Below are 19,537 nucleotides of genomic sequence, written 5' to 3'. Positions count from 1 at the left end.
GAAAAGTCAATGATTAAAATTGATACGACTTGACTAATTTGAATAAGGTCTTCACATATATTCCCAATGAGTTAAACGGTGAGTTTTAATATTTTTTGATTTATAGATATTGACATTCAATTTATTATAAGGAAGTTCGAATCCAGTCCTCCCGACCCAATTGGACAAGGCAGCAGAAATGCTGCCTTGTTTGTTTTTATCATCGTCTGTAATGCTGTTCAGTCGCGCAATTGGCTCAAAGAGTGTATTTACTTTGGAGGTTAGAAATGTTCCTTTTTCGCGATTATAGGTGACTCCTTCAGGAAAAATAAACTTTTGTAATTTCTCCTTTACAGGTATCGGGCTGGAATACCAACTGGTAGCGAGTTGTGTGGAAATAGTTATGCCTTCACGGAAGTATGTTTTCAGGTTAGAATTTTCTACGTCAAGCGTTGATAAAACTTCCGCTATATCCGCCTTTTCCTTCGCCAGCTTTGTTCGTAACCGGATATACACATCTTCAGGAACCTTCTTATACAAATAAAAGTCATCCTCCAACTCTTCAGAACTTTTCTCTATATCTGCCAATTTGGCTTTGTACATTTTTTGTTGTTCTAAAGCCACCTCGTAGTGTTTATCAAAAGCAGCGTCCATATGGTATAGTAATGGAGCTACTAATTGGGGCTGCAAAGTATAGTCCTTTAAAAAGTATACAAACTCCTGGTTAACCTCAGAGGTTCTTTGGTTACAATTACAACCCTGTGAGCGGCATTTGTAATAGTGGAACTCATGCACCTTGTTGTTTGTCTTGTTCTTTTTCTTTACAACATAGCCCGTATAACCGATGCCGCACTTATCGCATTTCATGAAAAGTTTTAAAGGATACTGCTCGTTTTCCTTTTTATGAGTTACGCCATATTTCCCTTTTGCTGCTGCTCTGACCTTGTGTATCTGCAAAAACACTTCAGGTGGTATCATTTTTTCATGGGAGCCTTCTACTAAATTTCCATTTAACATTTTATCGGCTATGATGCCACAATAAAATGGGTTGGAAAATATCATGCTTAATTTCTGCTTATAGATCTGCACTCCCATCGCTTTTAACCGCTGTAGGATCTCATCGTTTTTTATGCCTTCTGCTTTCCAGCGAAATGCCTTGCGTAATTTCTTCCCCGTTTCATCAACTATGATCTTGCGCTCTTTGCCCTCCTTAATAGCTGTATATCCCATTGGCGGTTTCTTACACCAGATTCCTTGCTCCAAATGTTCTTTTATCCCAGCCATTGCCCGCTGCCTTCTTAACTCATTATCATACTGACTAAACAGGAATTGCAGGTTCTGCTGAAATACCCCACCTGGATTGCTGGTATCAATGGGTTGGGTAACTGCAACAATAGTTACTCCGTACTTTTCGCGTAGTTCTTTGGATAACCGCATGGCGCCATCCCCTGACCGGCTGAATCTATCGAGCAGATACACCAGTACATGGGTTACTGTGTCTTTGTTCTTTTTAATATAGTCCAGCATACGCTGGAACTCCTTTCGGCCATCCGTTTTGGCGCTTTCATAAGTTCCTCCAAAATAGGCGGCGGTTCTAATATCACTTCGTAGCGCAAATTCATCAATAGCCTTCTTTTGCCAGTCCAAGCTAAGGTTTGTATCATACTGTTCTTTGGAAGATACGCGGGTATAGACTACAGCTATTTTTTCATTGGAGGTTTTTACATATGTAACCCGTGGCTTTTTTGACCATTGGTGAAACATATCAAAGTTTGGTTTCATGCTGCTTTTCGATTAGGTTCGGTTATTTGTGGTAGTTTGTCAGTATTTTCTAAATATACAGCTTCGGATTCAGAACTACAAGAGCTTTGTCCATAAGTAATTGTTTCAAATGCAATACTTGTGAGTTGTTGAAAGGATTGTATTATTACGGCTGCTTCTTCATCACTATAATGTTCGCATCCTGGAAAGCTGCGCAATTTTTCAATAGTTAAGGGCTGCTTTTTAGGATTGATTTTATGAGCATAGGCTATACAGGCATCAATGTCGTTTAAGAGAGGATTTATGGTTTTCATAGAATAAGATTTTAATGTTACTTCTTTATAAAACTGTTAGGATCAGAGCAGTATTTATTTGCATAGTAGTGCAGTAAATAGACAATAGCCGATCTGGTCAGGTGACTGGGATCAAATTCTTTAAAGAAGGCACCCAGTTCAAGCAACAGATTAAGCTTTGCCTGAGCTTCCGCTTCCGTATTGGCGGGCACTTCGATTGTAAAGCGATATTTTTGCATAGGAGGTTATTTTGTTTTTGACTGATAGAAAAATGCATGGACCGCACTTACCTGGTCGGGATGTGCGGCCATAGCTTTAATAATATCAAATACTTGCTGCAATTGATCTTCAGGGAAAGCGTCTTCCATTTCTTTTATAAAAGCAAGTTTAATGTCTATATCGCTATCTGATTGTTTGGAGGCTGTTTTGTCGGTGGTTTGCTTACTAAAGCTGACAGTAGATTCAGAGGGGACCGGGGGTATACCATCAAATTGTTCCGGCAAGGCATTTTCCTCCGTTAGAAAACCTGATAATGTGGAAAGCATAGGAACCTTATGGACAAGGGAAGGATAGCTTTTAATAAAGTAATCAGTAACGTAACCCACCAGCCGACCCGTATTCATTTCAGTAAGCCCTACCCGTTTTGCTTTAAACTGTTGAAATTCCTGTTGGTGGCTTTCTAGTTTTTCCTCAAGGGCATCGGCATATTCTTCGGCATCCTGGAGTTTTTCTTTGGTTTCATCCAACTCCTTTTGTAATTGCAATACCAGGTTGCGCTCCCGTTCCTGCTGAATGGCTGTATCGATCTTACTTTGAATTTCAATGCCGTTAAGTTGCTCCTGCCTTTTTTCTTCCTGGGCATTATGTACAGAGAAGATAAACTTATCATTACGGGGGCAGTTCTCGGTGGACGTATAGATAAGTATTTTAATCATTTGGGTGTTTTCATCCATATACATTTTGTATTCATCAAAACACCCGATGTCATCGGTTTTGTCAACTGCTTTAAGGTTATCGACAAAGATTTCATAAAACTTAGGTTTACCTTTTTCAGTGTTGGATTCCAGGAAATGCCGGATGCGTTCAATACGAACGGGATCATACCTTTCGGTAGTTATTTTACTCATAGGAATAGATATTAATTACCCTATATGCATCAAATGCCAAACCGAAAATTATGTCCGTTTCTTTTCCCTGAATCAAATTGAGCCTATTCGTATCAATTCGATCCTAATCGGATATAAGTGAGAAAAAGTGGGAAGAAAAAACTTCCCACCACCCAATGTCAAATTAGCAAAGAGTAAAAAAAATATCGAATTGTCATGACAAAAGTGTTTAACCAGGATATGATATGAATGCTGTACCCTATGCGATTGGCATGTGGTTGTCATGAGGTAACCATGTGAAACCATGCGGTTGGGATGGGTGCCTCGCCCTAAAATAGCTATACAGGTTTTAAGTTAACACTGAAATACCTATACACCCTTGAAGAAGTAACCCGAAAATAGACAGACAGGCTATTTTTCTTCCAGGACTATTTGGGTGCTTAACAGGAATAGGGTCTCTTTTAGTTTCTCGTGTGGCGAGGATTTAGAAATCCGGGCGTCTGCGCCTTCAGGTTCCCTAGTATGTGGATCTACAAAATCCATAGAGTAAGCAATGATTTTGATTTCCGGCCATTTTCCCTTTACGACTTTGATGGTTTCATAACCATCCATTTCCGGCATGTGCATATCTAAAATGCAAATATCCGGTATGATCCCTTTTACAAGTAGATCCATGAAAATTTTGCCGTTAGCAGCATGGGAAATTACCGTATAATCCCAAAGGTGCAGCAATTCCTGAAGGCATTTACGAATAAGGTCATGATCGTCTACGATAGCTATTTTTATTTGAATGTTTATGCTCATAATTAGAAAGTTAGGTTGATGAAATTTTTAACCTGGGAACTCAATATGATTGACAGGTTGATTTGTTTGGAGGGTATTAGCGGGTAGTCTTGATTCTGTTCTTTGGGTTACCCCCAATGTGGTTGTTTTCCCTGACATCAATCAGGTGGGCTGCTTCTATCAACTTGGAAAGCTGAAAATAAAGTGATAGCATATCTTTTTTTATACCTGCTTCGTGCAAACTCGTTTCAACCAAAGCGTATTCAAGTAGATCTTGCAGTTCCACTTTCCATGCAGGCAAAGCCAGGTATTTAAAGAAGCGCTTGAAAACTATATACGGATCGACATATTCTTTAAAAGACAGAACCCTGGGAAAAAAGTCCCATTGGGTAGAATCCGCATGCCAACTACAAAAAAGATTGGGGTTAAATGAATCTTCGTAGTTAATAATAAGTGGCGATGTTTTGTTATCCTTATTTATCAGCCAGGCAGCATTGATAACAGATTCTATCATTTTAAAGTAATATAACAGGGCACCTGGGCTTTCTTTTGGCCATATATGTTTTCCAAAAGCGGCTTTCAATACTTCCTTAATGCGCTTTCGGTAATCTTTAAGAGCCGCTGCGGTGAAAAATTCTGCGAAAATCTGGTTGGGGTCGCTTATGGGTTCTTTATACCATAAGGAGGTTTCCAAATAATCTTTGGTCGGTTTCATATAAATTAGGGTTTTAGGCTATTGCGTCGGTTGCTGTTAGGGGAAATGTGGTAGGTCTGTTACTCTGCAAAGCCGTTACTTTCTTGTCGTATAATTCTTTGGCAACAAGCAATAATTGTTTCACTCTTTTCTTTAAAAGGATAGCCGTTTCAGTTGGCACAGTATAGTTTTCTTTATAGCGGGCATCAGAATAGGCTTTGTTGAGCTGGTTAAGTAGCGTAATTTCCTCTGATGTGATACAGGGAAATATGGAGGAAGGAACAAAGGAAAAATTCTCAATAAGGGCAAATAAGCGGAAAAGGTTGTGCGTAGTAGAGCGGTAACCGGTATATACCCGTAAAAGGGCCATACAAGTATGTTGAGTGGCCTGGTGTAAATCAAATAAGGCTTTTTCATTCCAGTCGTTTTCCAGACAAAAGCAGGCAGTTTTATAAAATCGTTCCGCTGTTTGGTAACAGTTGTTCCAGACAGTTTCTATTTTTCTTGTTGCTTCTTCATGAGATATTGCCGCCGGAGGGGCTATTATATCGCTATTGCTGGCGTTATATACCAGCACGGCTTTATGATAAAGGGTGGTCAAAAAGCGGCTGTTTTTGACTATTAAGTCATTTACAGAATCAAGAGATTGTACAATTGCAGTGACTTCGCAATCCAGGGGTTCCGCCAAATGGTTAATTTTTTGTAGCAATTCATGGTCGGCCAGGTTATTATTGTTATTGGTGATAACTAAAAGATCAAAGGTGGCCCTGATTGTTTCTTGGTGGGGGCTGTCTTCAGTAAAACAGCTCCAATCGTTGTGAGGGGAGGCGCGGTAACCATAACAAAGGATTTTTTCAGGTTGGATGGCCCCGGCAATTTTCTGTGTAAGCTCGGCTAATAGGGTTACCAGGTGTGGAGGTAGGTTGTCAAATGTCGTTTGCATGGAGGTTAAAAGGTTTGGTATTAAAAATAAAAGCATATGACTCATCGCAGGGTACAGCTTTTATCTTGGTTGGATGGCAAATTAGGAGGTGCTAGTGCCGTACCGAACCAATTTAACCTGTGGAATACCAATATTTTACTGTATTTTACAAGGGATATAACGGTATAATACCAATACCATAAATTCCATATATTTGAACCATGATAACTACACCTATGCCTGAAAAAGTACATCAAGGACGGGCCGTAAAACGTATACGGGAAATATTACAGGTAAAGCAGGAAACGCTGGCTGATGCGCTCAATATTAGTCAGCAAAGTGTTTCTTCGTTGGAAGCAAAAGAAATCATCGATCCAGAAACATTAGAGAAAATCGCTGAAGTGTTGAAAGTACCTGTGGAGGCAATAAAGAATTTTAATGAAGAGGGAGTTATTAATATAGTTGCCAACACTGTTAACAACAACGATAATGCCAATGGGAATTCATTATTCATGTATTATCCTACTTTTAATCCCATTGATAAGTATGTTGAAGTGGTTGAAAAGAATGAAAAGTTGTATGAAGCCTTGTTAAAATCAGAGCGTGAAAAAAACGCACTGCTGGAAAGGATGTTGGAAGAGAAAAAGAAGAAGTAAAGAAAATCCTATTAATATAAGTGAGCCACCTAGGTGGCTTTTTTCATTTATTGAAACAATTGGTTCTCGAAACAGTCTATCAATCCCAAATATCTATCCCACATGAAGCTATTTGCAGTAGTCGGTTTCAAGGAATTTTACTCTAGTCGTTTACCACAAGAGCATGATTTCAGTTTATTGGAAAAGTACCCAAGCGATCTATTGCTGTTATCGCTTTCTAAGATAAATAGCCTTCTGTTTAACGAAGGGCAAGACACAAGGGTTAATCAGCTCGCTATTCTGACTGCTTGTTTCCCGAATATTGGAGAGCAGAAACGGAAGCAAATTGCATCCTTTATAGTCCAATCTCGTGAAAAAAATATTGCATTCTTTACGGCCCCTGTTTTATCACGTTTAATTGCTAACTGTCTCCTGCATTTTGTGCCAAGAACAGATAACGATGCACCCATTAACATTGGCGAATTCCAGGAGAGTGTGTTTGATACGATATTGATATATAATAACCAATACTATGACAGTCATCCCCCGGATATGGACTTGGCAACTTATGAGGCTATCTGGCATTTAGGATTATCGCAACAGGAATATATGCGGAGCCATAGTGACCTTATTGGAATCGCTCCGTTAAAGACTTTTTTTCTTTACAAATTTTTGATGGATGTTTTACCTTCTGGCAGTGATTATTTAAGAGAATTCTGCGAACATTTTGGTATACCGGCTTACTACAATTATATAATATTTTTCATTCAAATTATAGAGGCAATAATTCAAGGTGATCAGAATGATCAAATAAAACATGTTATTACCCCTTCCTCCGAACAGCATCAGATCATCAGTCAATTTAGTATTCCAGAAGAGCGGCTGATTGATAAAAAAATTAAAGGAAATGTGCATGGAGAATTAATGACGCATCCATTCTACTTTATCACAAAGGAAACTGCTGCCATCATTGATCCACATTATATACGGTACGTGATAGATATTGGCCTACCTTTTCAACTTTACCAGCATTCTTCACTCAACAAGGGCGTAGCATTTCCAAAATTTGAAGATTTCAAAGCAATGTTGGGAAAAAAGTATTATGAAGAATACATTGTGAATGGCTTACTTCAGAAAATATTCAATTCAAAAAACTATTCCTTGTTTACGACTGAAGATAATTCACCATTACCGGATTTTGCCGTTGTTCGTAATCAAAAGGATATCTTACTGATTGAAGTAAAAAGTGCATCGATTCATTTTAATCCTTTAGAAGATATCGATGTAGAGGCTTTCAAAAAGTTTGTGAACGAAGAATTTTGCAAACAGAAAATATCCCCAAAACAAAAGAACAAGGGTGTATATCAATTAGCGAAACAAATCAAGGAGCTGGCTATGACTGACAAGTTAGATTGTCTTATCAAGGACAAGAGTAAAAAAAAGCGTCTTTCGCTTTTTCCTGTATTGATCTATACGGATGACGTGATGGATATGAGTGGTATTAATTCATACATTAATGAATCCTTTTTAAAGGAAATAGAACCAGAAAAAAACTTTTTTAAAAAGATTCAACCCATAGTTGCCATCAATTTATCGTTTTTTCTTCGTTACTATGCAGAATTGCGGCAAAATCACAAATTGCTGCTTGAGCTTATTACTGGATATAACAATAAGGTTTCAGAACTAAATAAAACCTATAGAAAAGCAGAAGGTAATCCGGTGCTATTTTTAAATAAAAACTTGTCATTTGAAGTTTATGCTGCAAAAAAAATGCAGGGCAGTAATTTTCTTAAAAGTTTCCAAGCGATTACTAACGACTTTCATTTGCACACATAGTATTAGGATGGATAGGTTTCAAAAAGACTGTGGTTCGTGAAAAGTGACCGATAAGTTTGCGGATATTATAGAACGGATGATTCTACTTCTCGATAGCCGGGGAGATTAATTTTGTTATACATTTTGGCATCCTTCACTACATATGCCACGCTATATCGCGCACGCGTAATAGCAACGTACATACCTGCTTTCGATTGATTTTTCAGGTTAGTGAGATTACCATCCATAAGGTATTGCAGCATGGGTTGGGTAGGAAAAATCATCACTCTGTCAAAAGTTTTTCCTTTACTGACGCCAATATTGAATCCATCCAGATTCATAGTATCACTGTCGATTCGATTGCGTAATACTATGGGACGGTACTGCGAATAATATTCTAATACCTCACTAGCTTTTAGTTTGTACACTCCATCATGTGGCGTCATATCAAAAAACTTTGAGGTTGTGGGTTTGTAATTCGGAAAAATCCTATCAGCATGATCACATATCTGCTGATTGGATCGGAAGCAGTCAGTCATTTCTTGGATTGAGCAGATGCCATTTTGTTCCCAATTCCGAAATATCCCTTCGCATCTCCCACCTTTAAACTTCGAATTTTTTTGACTATTACTGGTTGAATAGGTTGCCTGCCGGGGATCGCCCACGCAACATATCTCAATTTTTGATTGCATCAGTGCTTCAATCAGTTCCCAATCGTAGCCACTCATGTCTTGTATCTCATCAATGAAGATCGCATCATAAATACCCTCCAGGCGCTCAATTACGCACCCAGTACCTTTTTCGTTGACTTGATGGACAAACTCGGACAGGTGATCTTTGTAAATTAGATTACCCTTAGCAATATAGTACGTTTTGGGTTTACTTTTAGAAGGATGGAAGCTCAGCTTCCGCTCTGCAAAAAGGATACTTTCTATACGCATATCAGGATATACTAATCTTTGATACGGTCTTGCTCCATCTTGGAGTAAAAACGAATACCAACTTTGCAAGGTTATATGTGGAGGAACCATGCCATAGTCCCTGATAAAATAGGAGCGGATTGTGTCCAAATTCTCGATGGTATAGGTCAAGACCAAGATTCTTTTTGTTGGGTTTGCCATCGACATATTGACCACGCTCGTGGTCTTACGTGACCCGGCTGCTGCAAGTATGACGTTATTGGAAGGCATTATGGAAGTATTGCGGATATACAATAGATGTGGAGGATTCAAAAACAGACAAGGCCCAATCAGTTTTGTTAGTCTGCATATAATGTAATACTTCACCCTGTGTAGCGTAATTGGTCCCAAAGAGAGTTTGCATTGTCGCTAGGTTGTTTACCGCTAAAAACTGTTGTTCAAGAGAGGGCAAGCTGTTATTGTTTGAACAACACAGTTTGAAGTTGGTATTACCAATGTAAGCTTTGTATTTGACCGTCGTCAATTTTTGATAGTCGCCATCATTGTCCGTTACGACCGTAATGTCCTTTTTTAGAGGCTCTGCCAGTTCCAGGAATCGTAAAAATGAAAGCCCACGCACACTCTGGATATCGATGCCATCTTCAATCGGAAGTCGCTTGTGCTTGTCAAGGTATAGCCGCTGAAGGAGTAGTTCGTCCGATGGACCTTCTACCAGGATACATTTGTCTGCTAAGAGGAAGCGCAAAGTGTCGTAACCGGGCAATTTCTGGAAGTATACTATCGTATCTTTCTTCAGTGTGGCAAATGTGGTGCTATATCCTTGACCACTCGTAAAATTCAGCAGTATGGCCTTTTGCAGGCCCATTTTGTTTAAAATGTAAGGGCTATGGGTCGTCAAAATGATTTGCTTGCTATTACACTCTTGGCTGATATACTGCATCAGCCTATGCAGATTGGAGAACGACTGGTGGTTCTCTGGCTCCTCCAGTAAAATGACTGTGCATTGCTTGCCACTAGTATGCAGTGCAAGCATGATTTTTATGATGTTTTGTTTCCCCTTCCCGATATGATGAAAAGGGATTTCGTCCACATAAGTAGTTAACAGGCCTTCCCATCCGTACTTTTGACTAATGTCCACCGACAATGAAACTGACTTTTCCTTTAGATATCTGCTTCCGCCCTGCATTTTATCATTGATATCCCTGATATAAGGTTGTTGAGCAAACTCCCCTTTAAGGAGTCGATGTGCTAAACTAAGCCCAGCCCGTTCCTCAGGCTCCAGAACGTTGCGTATAACGGATTGCAGGTAATAGTCGTTACCCGATTGTAACCGAATACTAGCAGTATCAATGAACATGGTCTTGATCGGAAATGAATGACTCGATAATAGATTCCCTGCAAAACTCAGCCATTGGGCGCTGAAATACTCAGTCGGTATCGTTGTAATGTTTGTGGGCTCTGCCAGGAACTTTTGATATTCCAGATCATACCCCTTATCATAAGCAATGAGCATTTTAACACCCGTTGTATTTTGCCGCTTTGAGTTATTAATACCTTTGAACCCGGCAGTTTCGGCACACTCTTGCAGGTAGAGTTCAATACAAATTTCAGGGAGATCTACACGTTTGCCAGCTTTGATGTTTGCAACGTATTGCTGAACGACATGAAGATTAAACAAATATGGGGAAATTTCAGTCTGTATATTTCTATAGTTATACAGGCCGGTTAGCCCAAGCTGTATAGCTTCAAGGATTGTGGATTTGCCCGCTTCGTTATTGCCAACCAGCATATTGAGGTCTTCATTAAACTTTAATTCAAAGTTTGTATAACATTTGAAATTCTTAATTACAATCGACTCAATTAACATTCAGAAAAATTATTGGTATTGATAAAATATACACTAAGAACAAAAAATGATTGCATGTCCTGGTGTAACAGACGCTTAGCAACGGGAGTCTTGTCTGATTTGGTTGGCGTTAGCGAAGAACGAATATATAATAATATTTCAAAACAAAATGGCTGTATTTGATGTTCCCTTTGTTTCTAAGTTCCTCCTGAGTAAGAAAACGGTTGTATTTTGGGACGTAATTATTCCACTACCGGGAACTTCCTTACAAGCCATCGCTAATAAAATCTATACCCTTTCATTATCGGGTGTCTCAGGGACCAGTAGAGGCATTAATCATTAGCCTTTTCATATTTTCTATAAATAGGAGCCTGGTATTTAGATTGTGTATCATTATTTCTGGAATGCTTTCTATACAATTATCTTGGTATCTCCACTGATTCTTACCTGGGTTAGCGATAATTTTTTTACGACTTTGGGCATATTTTGCGGAAACTGAATCTGCAAAGTGAACTCGACTTAAATTTATTCCAAATTTATAAATTTGTGGAAGCGGAAATCCTTGGAGTATTACTTCAATTCGTGGTAGTTGTAATAAAATTTCATTTACAACTTTTATTATTTGGTCAATATCGTTTTGTCGTTTTTGCAGTTGGCAATTAATTGTAAAGTATCTAATATTTGGATTTTTTAAGAACCATTTAATCCATCTTGTGATCTGAACAGGATTTATAGCATAGACATGTGGTATTGCAACAATTCCATTTTGTTCCAACAAATTAGCAGAAAAAAGGCTGCGTTTTTGATTCAACACCTGTGCGAATGCGCATTCGCCACCTATTACTGAAAAGTTAAAACCTGTTGCCGCAAAAAATCTATAATTACTTAAAGAAGAAAAAAGCTGACACTCAACCCTATTCCACCATACCCATTCAATCAATGTATCTGGACCTGAGAGAAATAATATAACTCGTTTGTTTTTAAAAGCACCATTATGCAAGATTGATGGGCAAAACTGAATATCCCTTTGCTCGTGCAGTGCCCCTGCGGATTCCTTTATGCTCTGTACTAACAAATCTCTTAACGTGAAACCTACAACGGGAAAGATGTGATGTGAAATCTCAAAATGCGTGGAAACTTTATCAAGCACAGGTATGTAAGGAGGCAGATCAAGCTTCGTAGATAATAATTTCACATTAAAATCCAAGCCGTTGACTTCCTCAATAAATTCATGCCGGACCTCATCTTTGCAGGTTACAATATTTTTGCGAAAGGGGTTATTGCATGAAACCGAAACTCCTTTAGCTTCAATTGGCTCAATGAATGGAAGAAAATTCCCAGAAGCAACATCACAATCTTGTCCAAAGAGCGAAATGTTATTATAAGTGTCTTTCAAACCTCGCATATATCTTATCTTGTTTTAAGACAATTTCACCACTGTAATGGACTCCAAGGTTTTTACATTTAGTGATCGTTTCTGAACGCTGGCGATTAAGTACACCAACTTCAGTATTACCAATTTTAATGACACAGCTGTTATCCTTTATATCCAGATGAACCCTTACTCCTTTCTTTGTTAAGGCGGAATTTATAAGTCTTACATCAAAAGAAATTGGGCATACGTCGGCGACAGTTTCCGCAACACTAGGATTGACACTATTAACGTCAACGGATGTTATAATAAATTTAGGCCTTCTGATAATAGGGCTATCACCTTTTTTTCGGTTGTCTCTACCTGAACCCATAAAACGTTTTTTAATGGTTAAATAAAAAGAAAAGTTAGAGGCAACTTCTTGAGAACTGATAATTGCAAGCAGTTCTTATCCATGATTAAGCGATTTGAACTTAGAATTGAGGTAACGTTATTCCTTAACCAAGATCATCGCTCTAACGAACTCGCTACTAACCTACTTACTCAAATTTATCTTTTATAATGAATAATTTGCCAAAAAAGCTTTCCACATGATGTGGATTGTATGGTAAAAATACTAATCGAAAAACTTATAACATAATGATTATCATTGTTTAAATTTTGTATCGATTAGGGAAAATACGTAGTGTGCTATTATCTTTAGTCTAAATAAATTAGCGAATAAATTTTCATTTTTTTATAACGCGAGAATTGATTAATGACATTTCAATCGATCTGCTTTCTATTATAAGATTTATAAAGCTATCTTAACCGTTACTAATTAGTTTTCATTTGATATAAACAGTTACGTGCATGTTATTATATTCCGTCTTGGCTTAATGATGTAAAAAAGAAATAAATAATGAAAAATAATTTTGCGTATATATAACGCAAAATGTACCTTTATACAACCAAAATAGCTGATTATGGTTCCAAATGACTATCCTAAGGATATTGATGAATTGAAATATAAGAAGCTGTGTTACAAATGTGTAGGGGAATCTTTTTTAAAGGTATTATTAGGGAAAGGGAAAAGGAGTAAATGCGATTATTGTGGAAAAATACAGGCAGCAGGAACTTTAGGATTTTTATCAGAAAAAGTTAAGGATGCTTTTCAGGATTATTATGATAGAACACCAGATGAACCAGGTGATTACTATAATCCACATAAGTACTGGTTCAGAGATGGAGATGATATAGTCGATGTTATTGCAGATGCTGCAGGTGTTGAGGAAGAAGTGGCTAAGGATATACAGGCTATCTTGGAAATTGAGCATGAAGATTTTGATACCTCTGCAATAGGTATTGAGAACGAATTTGCATCAGGTTCTATGTATATTTTAAAACCGCTTAACGATGAAAGCTTCCACAAAAAATGGGTGGAATTTAAGGAGCTTTCTAAGAGTTTTAAACCTGGATCGAAGGCGGCCCTAGATAAAATCCTTTCCGAAATATTTACCGGGGTTTACGAGCTGAAAACCAGGAATAATAAATCGCCAATTGTTGAAATTGGACCTGGTAAGGCTATTAATAAATTATATAGAGCTAGGTGTTTTTATACTGATGAGGATTTACTAAAAGCTTTTAAATATCCGGATAGCGAACTTTGTCCGCCACCACCACATAAAGCTAAGCCAGGTAGAATGAATAAAGAAGGCGTACCAGTTTTTTATGGTGCTGAAAGCAGGGAAGTTGTAATCAATGAAGTGCGGCCACCCGTTGGAAGCAAGGTTGCTGTCGCTGAATTTGAAATTATACGGCAGCTTAAAATCTTGGATCTTTCTTTACTTAAATCAGTTGATAATGCAGGCAGTATTTTTGACCCGGATGAGTTGCCCAAAAGGATTAGAACAGACTTTCTAAGAAAGTTGTCCACCCTGATTTCTTACCCCGTTATGCCTGGTGATGAAGTATCAGAGTATTGCCCTACCCAGCGAGTTGCAGAATTTCTATCGCAAACAATTGGACTTGATGGCATTCGTTTTCCATCAGTACAGTCTGGAATGAAGGAGATGAATATCACATTGTTTAGTCATGCTTGCAGTGTCGAAAAAATCATTTTACCAGTAGGTTCAAAGGTCAGTGGTAATTTACTTTACGAGGATGAAGATTATTACCAGGAGTATTCTGTCTCTATCACTCATCCTAAAAATGCACGAACTCCGGTTAGAAATTCAGTTATCCCTCATGCCTTAAAGATAGATCCAAGGTCTATTACTGTTCATGGTATAAATGCTTTGAGGTATGATTTCACAGTTAATAATGTATCAAGGCAGGTCTTTGAAGAATCTGAAAGAGATGACCTAGATACAACAGAAGTATTTGGAACTCGTTAAATTGTTGCAAAAATTTATGGTTAGCGTTAATCTTTTATAAAGTTAAAATATAAATTTTATGAACTTTCGAAAAACTCAGTGGTGCGACGAAAATCAAACTATACTTCATTGCCCAGTTTGCCAATTTGAGTATGTACACCTTATGAAGATTACACCTGTGCAATCAGAAGACAGGTTAGGTGTTGTTTTGGAGTTTGAGTGCGAGGAAGGCCATCAATTCTCTTCTCTACTACATAATCACAAAGGTTATATGGTATCGGAGATAACTAATGAATAGAAGCATGACCTTCGATAAAAACTTTCTCCTGCGATGAAGCAATTATATTATTGTATGGCTTGCAGGAAGAGAAAAAGATTTTGTATGACGGCTTATTCCCGGTTATTAAAAGCCTGATTATGCAGATTGCAACAAAGTAATAGCATATTAAAAAGAAAACATAAACCTGTGCTTAGAAAGATAAAAATTAAAACGCTCAAAGCATTTGATGAGAACAGAATACCTACTACCACCAGAAAGGAAGTAAATGTTCCAGTATCGTCCCCAGAGCAACTGGAGGATATTCAACAAAAAATACTGGAAGAAGTAAGTAAGATTCCAGGCGCATTCGTTGGGTTAAAGAAAAAAGACGGGCCAGTTGTACTAATGCAAGCGGGGACTTCAAATGATACGGGAAAACACTTTGCTTTCCCAGAGATCAATCCTGTATTGATATACTTCAACTTGGCTCTAAAGAAGATTGAATTATCTCAGGTAACCAAAAAATCATTTGAAGAATGTCCAACATCAGACTTTATAAGAAAGTATCATATTTTCGTGGACTACTTTGAAGCTGCCAGTAGTGGTGTTGTCCACCTGCTGGGCGCAGTTGAAGCCTTTTATAATCAATTGCTACCGGAAGATTTTACAGTAGTGATTGATGGTAATGAAAAAAGAAAGAACAAATTAGAATACATTTCCCTCGATATTAAAATACAAACTGTACTTCCCCAAGTAACCGGTAAAGACTTTCCGGCTGCAAATCCAGATGCATGGAAACTTATTTTGGAGTTAAAGACATTACGAAACAGGCTGACCCATCTGAAAAAAGTGAAGGCAGAAAACCTTACTGATTACCAGAAACTCTCCAATGATCTTTATAATACTGATTTTTCAAAGTATATACCCGCTATACAGAACTTTTTCGATTTTTATGAGCCTGGGCTCATTGAGGAGGATAATGAAACATAAATTAATTACTCAAAAGTTATTGCTATATGATGGACTTAATCTTGGCCATATTTAAAGCGGGGGTTGGAGCTCATCCTTTTCTGACCAACAGGCAGCAAGATGAATGCATCCGATATATTTTCTGTGGAGTTGACAAGGTTGAAAAAGTGATTCAGGGCATTCTCCATCTCTACCCCTCATTGAGGGATAATCCTGATATGGAGATGCCACTCGGTATCCTTCTAAGATCCTTGCTAATGGATGGTATACTCCACATGAAAGCAAAGAGTATAGCTAGTCAACTGGACAATACCAACCAGGATGCGGTTTATTCTGAACTTAAAGAGTATTGCCTTGCGGTTTTAAACGACGCGACGAATTTCTTTGTAGAAGAAATATATAGGTCTCAAACCATGTCTTCAGAACAAAAAGCCGACACTGCTGCCCGGTTTGTTCAACCATTTTCAAGGGCCTTTGACTTATCAGCTGAACGTCCCAAAATACGGCAAGAATATAAACTGAACCTAAACAGAATAGCCAAAGAACATATCACTGGAGGAACAGAACCTACTGACGCCATTTACAATCTGTATTCATTTTATTCAAAATACGACCACCTCAGCCATTTTACTGGTCTATCAAATAGAATATCAGACAATCATAAGGCAAACAAGATTAATCTGGGAATCCTTCTTATTGCAATGTACCTGCGTGATCTTTTGGCGCTTGCTTACAACTTTGATGGAGCTTCCGAAGGACTGCTTGAGATTATTGAGGAGCTAAGTGATGCTATTTTGAATGTGAACCCAGATGAGTTTGGAGAGGTTGAGAAAACGTAGAATGCGTAATAGGCACACTTGTATTGGCAGCCAATATTGACAGAACACTAGTGTTGAAGATTGAAGACTGACGTTTGCTGACTTTTTTTCGGACATTCCATCTTATATTTTCACTTCATAGATAATTATAGTTCCTGACCTCAAATGCCGTGACCGATCATGATGTATATAGTAATAGATACCTGTATCCTCGAAAAGCTCATCAATGACACTGCCGATGACTGGTCTTTAGACCCTCTACACCAGTTCATAACCAGTGGTCAATTACAGTTTTTGGCCCCTACCGTACTGAAATCTGAATGGGAAGATCACAAAAAAAAGAAAATGGAGGCCATCCAAAGAAGGAAAAGAACTCATCGAAAAGAGCGGGAGTTAAGTGAAAACTTAAACATTTTTGATGCAGAAAAGGATCTTACAATCGGCGAAAAGCGCATACTCAGACAAGTCGAAAAATTAGATACTATTGTTGTCTCCAGTCCAACGCTTGAACGATACCACAACGTTATTTTGCTCATTGATGATCTGAAGGAACAAAAAGCACCACCATTCTTTCACTCCACGGTCAAACAAAATGAAAAGGATGCAAAAATAATTTTCACCTGTCTGGAATACGCAAAACGGAATGGTATCAAGGAATTTACATTCGTCTCCGAAAATATTAAGGAGTTTGCCTCAAAAGACAAAGAAGGCGAACTACATCTAAATATACAAAAGCTCTATCCCGACATAGTTGTACACTTTTTCATATCACCATACAAAGCGGTTGATTTCTTGAAACAAGCTGGTTTGACCTTAAAACAGCCCTCAGCACCGAAAGAAAAACTGGTCAAACCAACTATCAGTGTGGACAATAAACTACCTATCCTTGACCAGCTATTCCAATACCTCTCGGTTCGGCTAAAAGACTGGTCGTTTTTGCCGAAAAGTTTTATTGTCAATCAATATCCATTCGTCATTGGCAAATATTCGCTGGAATATCCTGTAGCCAATGCATTCGCAACCAATAATGATGAACTATTTAGTTTTCTGCAATCTCTGTCCATCGACAATGGACAATATGTATCGACTCATGACTTGGCTAATATTGAAAATAACCAACAAAAAATAAGCGATGTGTTGGGCTGGTTCCGTACTTGCGGAATTCACAAAATCATTCATGTAAAGCACGGCGAGTTTGTCCTGCCATTTATTCCGCCTGCCCCAACCTGCACCTGTTACGCTTGTAAATGGAATAACCAGGAATACAGTAACATTCGTAAAGATTTAATGATACAGCACGATGAACTAAAAGATAAGATGGATCAGGCTTATGCAGCTTATGAACTATCAGAGTATCGGACATCCATCAATATTTTGCTGAAAGCCATTGAACAGGCTAAAGCCGAAAATAATTATGTTCGTGTCTTTATCTGCCAGTATAACATCCGTCTCCTCAAACAACAACACAATCATACCAAGTTCGGTAACGAGTTTCCCGACCCCCTTGAAAAGGTGGATGCGTTCGATATTGAAGACACGATTCATGTAATGCCGATGGCAGATCAGGAGATAGCCCGGTGGCTTAACAACGGCTCTATTTATGATGAGTCATCTTTGGCAATTCTGCAAGATAGTCAACAAATGCGAAAGGCACTTCGCAATAAAAGAACGATACCATTCCACCGCTATCATACGTTTTTTGAGAAATTCAATTCCATTTGGCGATTCTTGTCCGTCAACCGCATCGTGGGCGATCAGCTTGCTGAGTTCAACAGCATTTACCAAGCATTCCAGGAAGGGATATTTCAGATACTTGCGCTGGACCAGAAGAAAGGAAACGATAAGATATCTCTATATGTGCAACACTTGTTCTTGATCGTCCGCTATGGCGACAACCAAGGTGTTCAAAATTTGATTACCGAATATAAACTAACCAATATTCCACATCACGATACGGACAGCAATGATTTTATTGATTGTCTTTTGAGGTTGATAGATGAAGTGGCAGACTATCCAGCCAGTGAATTCCTCAATCAGGGGCCACAATATTTCCGTGAACAAATGAATCGCATGCTGGATGTATACGTAGTCCTCTGTCAAAACATAGGACTATCTGCAACTCAAATCAACACCGTCGCCCAAAAAATTCTTCAATATTCGCGCATTCCAAGTGTCCCTGAAAGCCGCCGGAACTTTACGCCCATTAGCCATTTCCTCTCCTCGCAATCTGCGATCATTGACAAACGAGTTTTGTTAGATTTTGTGATTCTGTACATCCAAAATGGTTGGATACTGGATTTTCAATCTGCAGAATTATTACTGACAGTACTCGAAGAACGAAACACCCGTTTTACTCTTGCGCCAGAAAGTTCAAAAACTATTCATGCATTGGTTTTTCAAGCACTGGTCAACGATGACGCAGATCAACTCATCCATTTATTACGATTGACCAACATGAGCAGTAACGCAAATGACGTGGTGACGACAATGGAAATACTGACGGAATTTCTGAATGAAAAGTTTTTGCCACATTGCTATGCAGTCGCAAGGACCTTAAATTATTTAACCGAGAATAGTCAACTGTTTGACACCTATTTGAAACACCTGGAAAATCATGTGAAAAATCTTGCGCAGCGAGACCCTGAACATCACTTTGATCGTTATGGTGTAAAATCCGGCGATGTTGACCACCAATCCGGTGATGCTGACCACCCCTTAGAAGTAAGCCGATTGGGGCAGTTTCTGTAATAATTTAAAGAGCTGGTTTACAAAAATAGGATTCTATTTCTTTCTTAAGGATTCTCCTTTTAATTCTAACCGATGGGCGGCATGTACCATTCTATCCAGTATGGCGTCAGCCACGGTGCTATCACCTATTACTTCATACCATTTAGCTACTGGTAATTGTGAACTGATGATGGTAGCCTTTCGGCCATGCCTGTCTTCAATAATCTCCAATAAGATCATTCTGGCGGTGTTGTCTAGTGGTTGTAATCCAAAATCATCCAGGA

At 38.4% G+C, this 19,537-nt stretch carries 18 protein-coding genes; 6 read left to right on the top strand and 12 right to left on the bottom strand.

All coding sequences use genetic code 11. The features are described 5' to 3' along the window. Positions 1-51: 51 nt before the first annotated feature. From BMX95_RS16990 to BMX95_RS16960, 7 genes are all read right to left on the bottom strand, one after another. Positions 52-1,761 carry a recombinase family protein gene (locus tag BMX95_RS16990; RefSeq protein WP_081202287.1) on the bottom strand — a complete coding sequence of 570 codons (1,710 nt, stop codon included), beginning with the start codon at positions 1,759-1,761 and terminating at the stop codon, positions 52-54. Further along, positions 1,758-2,054: a hypothetical protein gene (locus BMX95_RS16985; protein WP_081202286.1), complete on the bottom strand. Its 297-nt coding sequence runs from the start codon at positions 2,052-2,054 to the stop codon at positions 1,758-1,760. The genes BMX95_RS16990 and BMX95_RS16985 overlap by 4 nt, the downstream gene beginning before the upstream one ends. A 17-nt stretch (positions 2,055-2,071) precedes the next feature. Beyond that, on the bottom strand, positions 2,072-2,272 hold the full coding sequence (locus BMX95_RS16980; RefSeq protein ID WP_081202285.1) for a hypothetical protein: 201 nt from the start codon (positions 2,270-2,272) through the stop codon (positions 2,072-2,074). Positions 2,273-2,278: 6 nt separating this feature from the next. Continuing rightward, on the bottom strand, positions 2,279-3,160 hold the full coding sequence (locus BMX95_RS16975; RefSeq protein ID WP_081202284.1) for a hypothetical protein: 882 nt from the start codon (positions 3,158-3,160) through the stop codon (positions 2,279-2,281). A 390-nt stretch (positions 3,161-3,550) separates the two neighbouring features. Next, positions 3,551-3,943 carry a response regulator gene (locus tag BMX95_RS16970; RefSeq protein ID WP_081202283.1) on the bottom strand — a complete coding sequence of 131 codons (393 nt, stop codon included), beginning with the start codon at positions 3,941-3,943 and terminating at the stop codon, positions 3,551-3,553. Between the two features lie 76 nt (positions 3,944-4,019). Continuing rightward, complete coding sequence (locus tag BMX95_RS16965; RefSeq protein WP_081202282.1) at positions 4,020-4,637, bottom strand: hypothetical protein; 618 nt, start codon at positions 4,635-4,637, stop codon at positions 4,020-4,022. Positions 4,638-4,650: 13 nt separating this feature from the next. Next, a complete protein-coding gene (locus tag BMX95_RS16960) occupies positions 4,651-5,559 on the bottom strand; it encodes a HEPN domain-containing protein (RefSeq protein ID WP_165759002.1) in 909 nt (302 codons plus the stop codon). A gap of 215 nt (positions 5,560-5,774) precedes the next feature. Between BMX95_RS16960 and BMX95_RS16955 the strand changes: the two genes are divergently transcribed. Both BMX95_RS16955 and BMX95_RS16950 read left to right on the top strand, forming a co-directional pair. Continuing rightward, a complete protein-coding gene (locus BMX95_RS16955) occupies positions 5,775-6,194 on the top strand; it encodes a helix-turn-helix transcriptional regulator (protein WP_081202280.1) in 420 nt (139 codons plus the stop codon). 102 nt (positions 6,195-6,296) lie between these two features. Next, positions 6,297-8,009 (top strand): hypothetical protein, encoded by a 1,713-nt coding sequence (locus tag BMX95_RS16950; protein ID WP_081202279.1) that lies wholly within the window; start codon positions 6,297-6,299, stop codon positions 8,007-8,009. Positions 8,010-8,074: 65 nt separating this feature from the next. On the opposite strand, the gene BMX95_RS16945 is transcribed toward BMX95_RS16950, so the two are convergent. From BMX95_RS16945 to BMX95_RS16930, 4 genes are all read right to left on the bottom strand, one after another. After that, complete coding sequence (locus tag BMX95_RS16945; protein WP_081202278.1) at positions 8,075-9,178, bottom strand: UvrD-helicase domain-containing protein; 1,104 nt, start codon at positions 9,176-9,178, stop codon at positions 8,075-8,077. Next, entirely contained in the window at positions 9,165-10,775 is a 1,611-nt protein-coding gene (locus tag BMX95_RS16940) for an ATP-dependent nuclease (protein WP_081202277.1), read from the bottom strand. The genes BMX95_RS16945 and BMX95_RS16940 overlap by 14 nt, the downstream gene beginning before the upstream one ends. A gap of 292 nt (positions 10,776-11,067) precedes the next feature. Next, on the bottom strand, positions 11,068-12,159 hold the full coding sequence (locus tag BMX95_RS16935) for a hypothetical protein (RefSeq protein WP_081202276.1): 1,092 nt from the start codon (positions 12,157-12,159) through the stop codon (positions 11,068-11,070). Further along, a complete protein-coding gene (locus tag BMX95_RS16930) occupies positions 12,134-12,499 on the bottom strand; it encodes a hypothetical protein (protein ID WP_081202275.1) in 366 nt (121 codons plus the stop codon). Before BMX95_RS16930 ends, BMX95_RS16935 begins: the two co-directional genes overlap by 26 nt. A gap of 592 nt (positions 12,500-13,091) precedes the next feature. Between BMX95_RS16930 and BMX95_RS16925 the strand changes: the two genes are divergently transcribed. The 4 genes from BMX95_RS16925 (at position 13,092) to BMX95_RS16905 (ending at position 19,274) form a co-directional block, all read left to right on the top strand. Then, complete coding sequence (locus tag BMX95_RS16925; RefSeq protein ID WP_081203098.1) at positions 13,092-14,501, top strand: RES family NAD+ phosphorylase; 1,410 nt, start codon at positions 13,092-13,094, stop codon at positions 14,499-14,501. 445 nt (positions 14,502-14,946) lie between these two features. Further along, the gene (locus BMX95_RS16915) at positions 14,947-15,729 is read left to right on the top strand and encodes a hypothetical protein (protein ID WP_133054011.1); all 783 of its coding nucleotides are present in this window, start codon (positions 14,947-14,949) and stop codon (positions 15,727-15,729) included. A 26-nt stretch (positions 15,730-15,755) separates the two neighbouring features. Next, positions 15,756-16,547, top strand: coding sequence for a hypothetical protein (locus tag BMX95_RS16910; protein ID WP_081203101.1), 792 nt, complete (start codon positions 15,756-15,758; stop codon positions 16,545-16,547). Positions 16,548-16,706: 159 nt separating this feature from the next. Beyond that, on the top strand, positions 16,707-19,274 hold the full coding sequence (locus tag BMX95_RS16905) for a PIN domain-containing protein (protein ID WP_090519481.1): 2,568 nt from the start codon (positions 16,707-16,709) through the stop codon (positions 19,272-19,274). 33 nt (positions 19,275-19,307) lie between these two features. Here BMX95_RS16905 and BMX95_RS16900 read toward each other — a convergent pair. Next, positions 19,308-19,537 (bottom strand): ATP-binding protein (locus tag BMX95_RS16900; protein ID WP_177193700.1); only part of this gene is annotated, 230 nt, incomplete at its 5' end.

It is taken from the genome of Niastella yeongjuensis, assembly GCF_900110245.1.
Classification (GTDB): Bacteria; Bacteroidota; Bacteroidia; order Chitinophagales; family Chitinophagaceae; genus Niastella; species Niastella yeongjuensis.
This window is presented reverse-complemented; position numbering and strand designations above follow the sequence as displayed.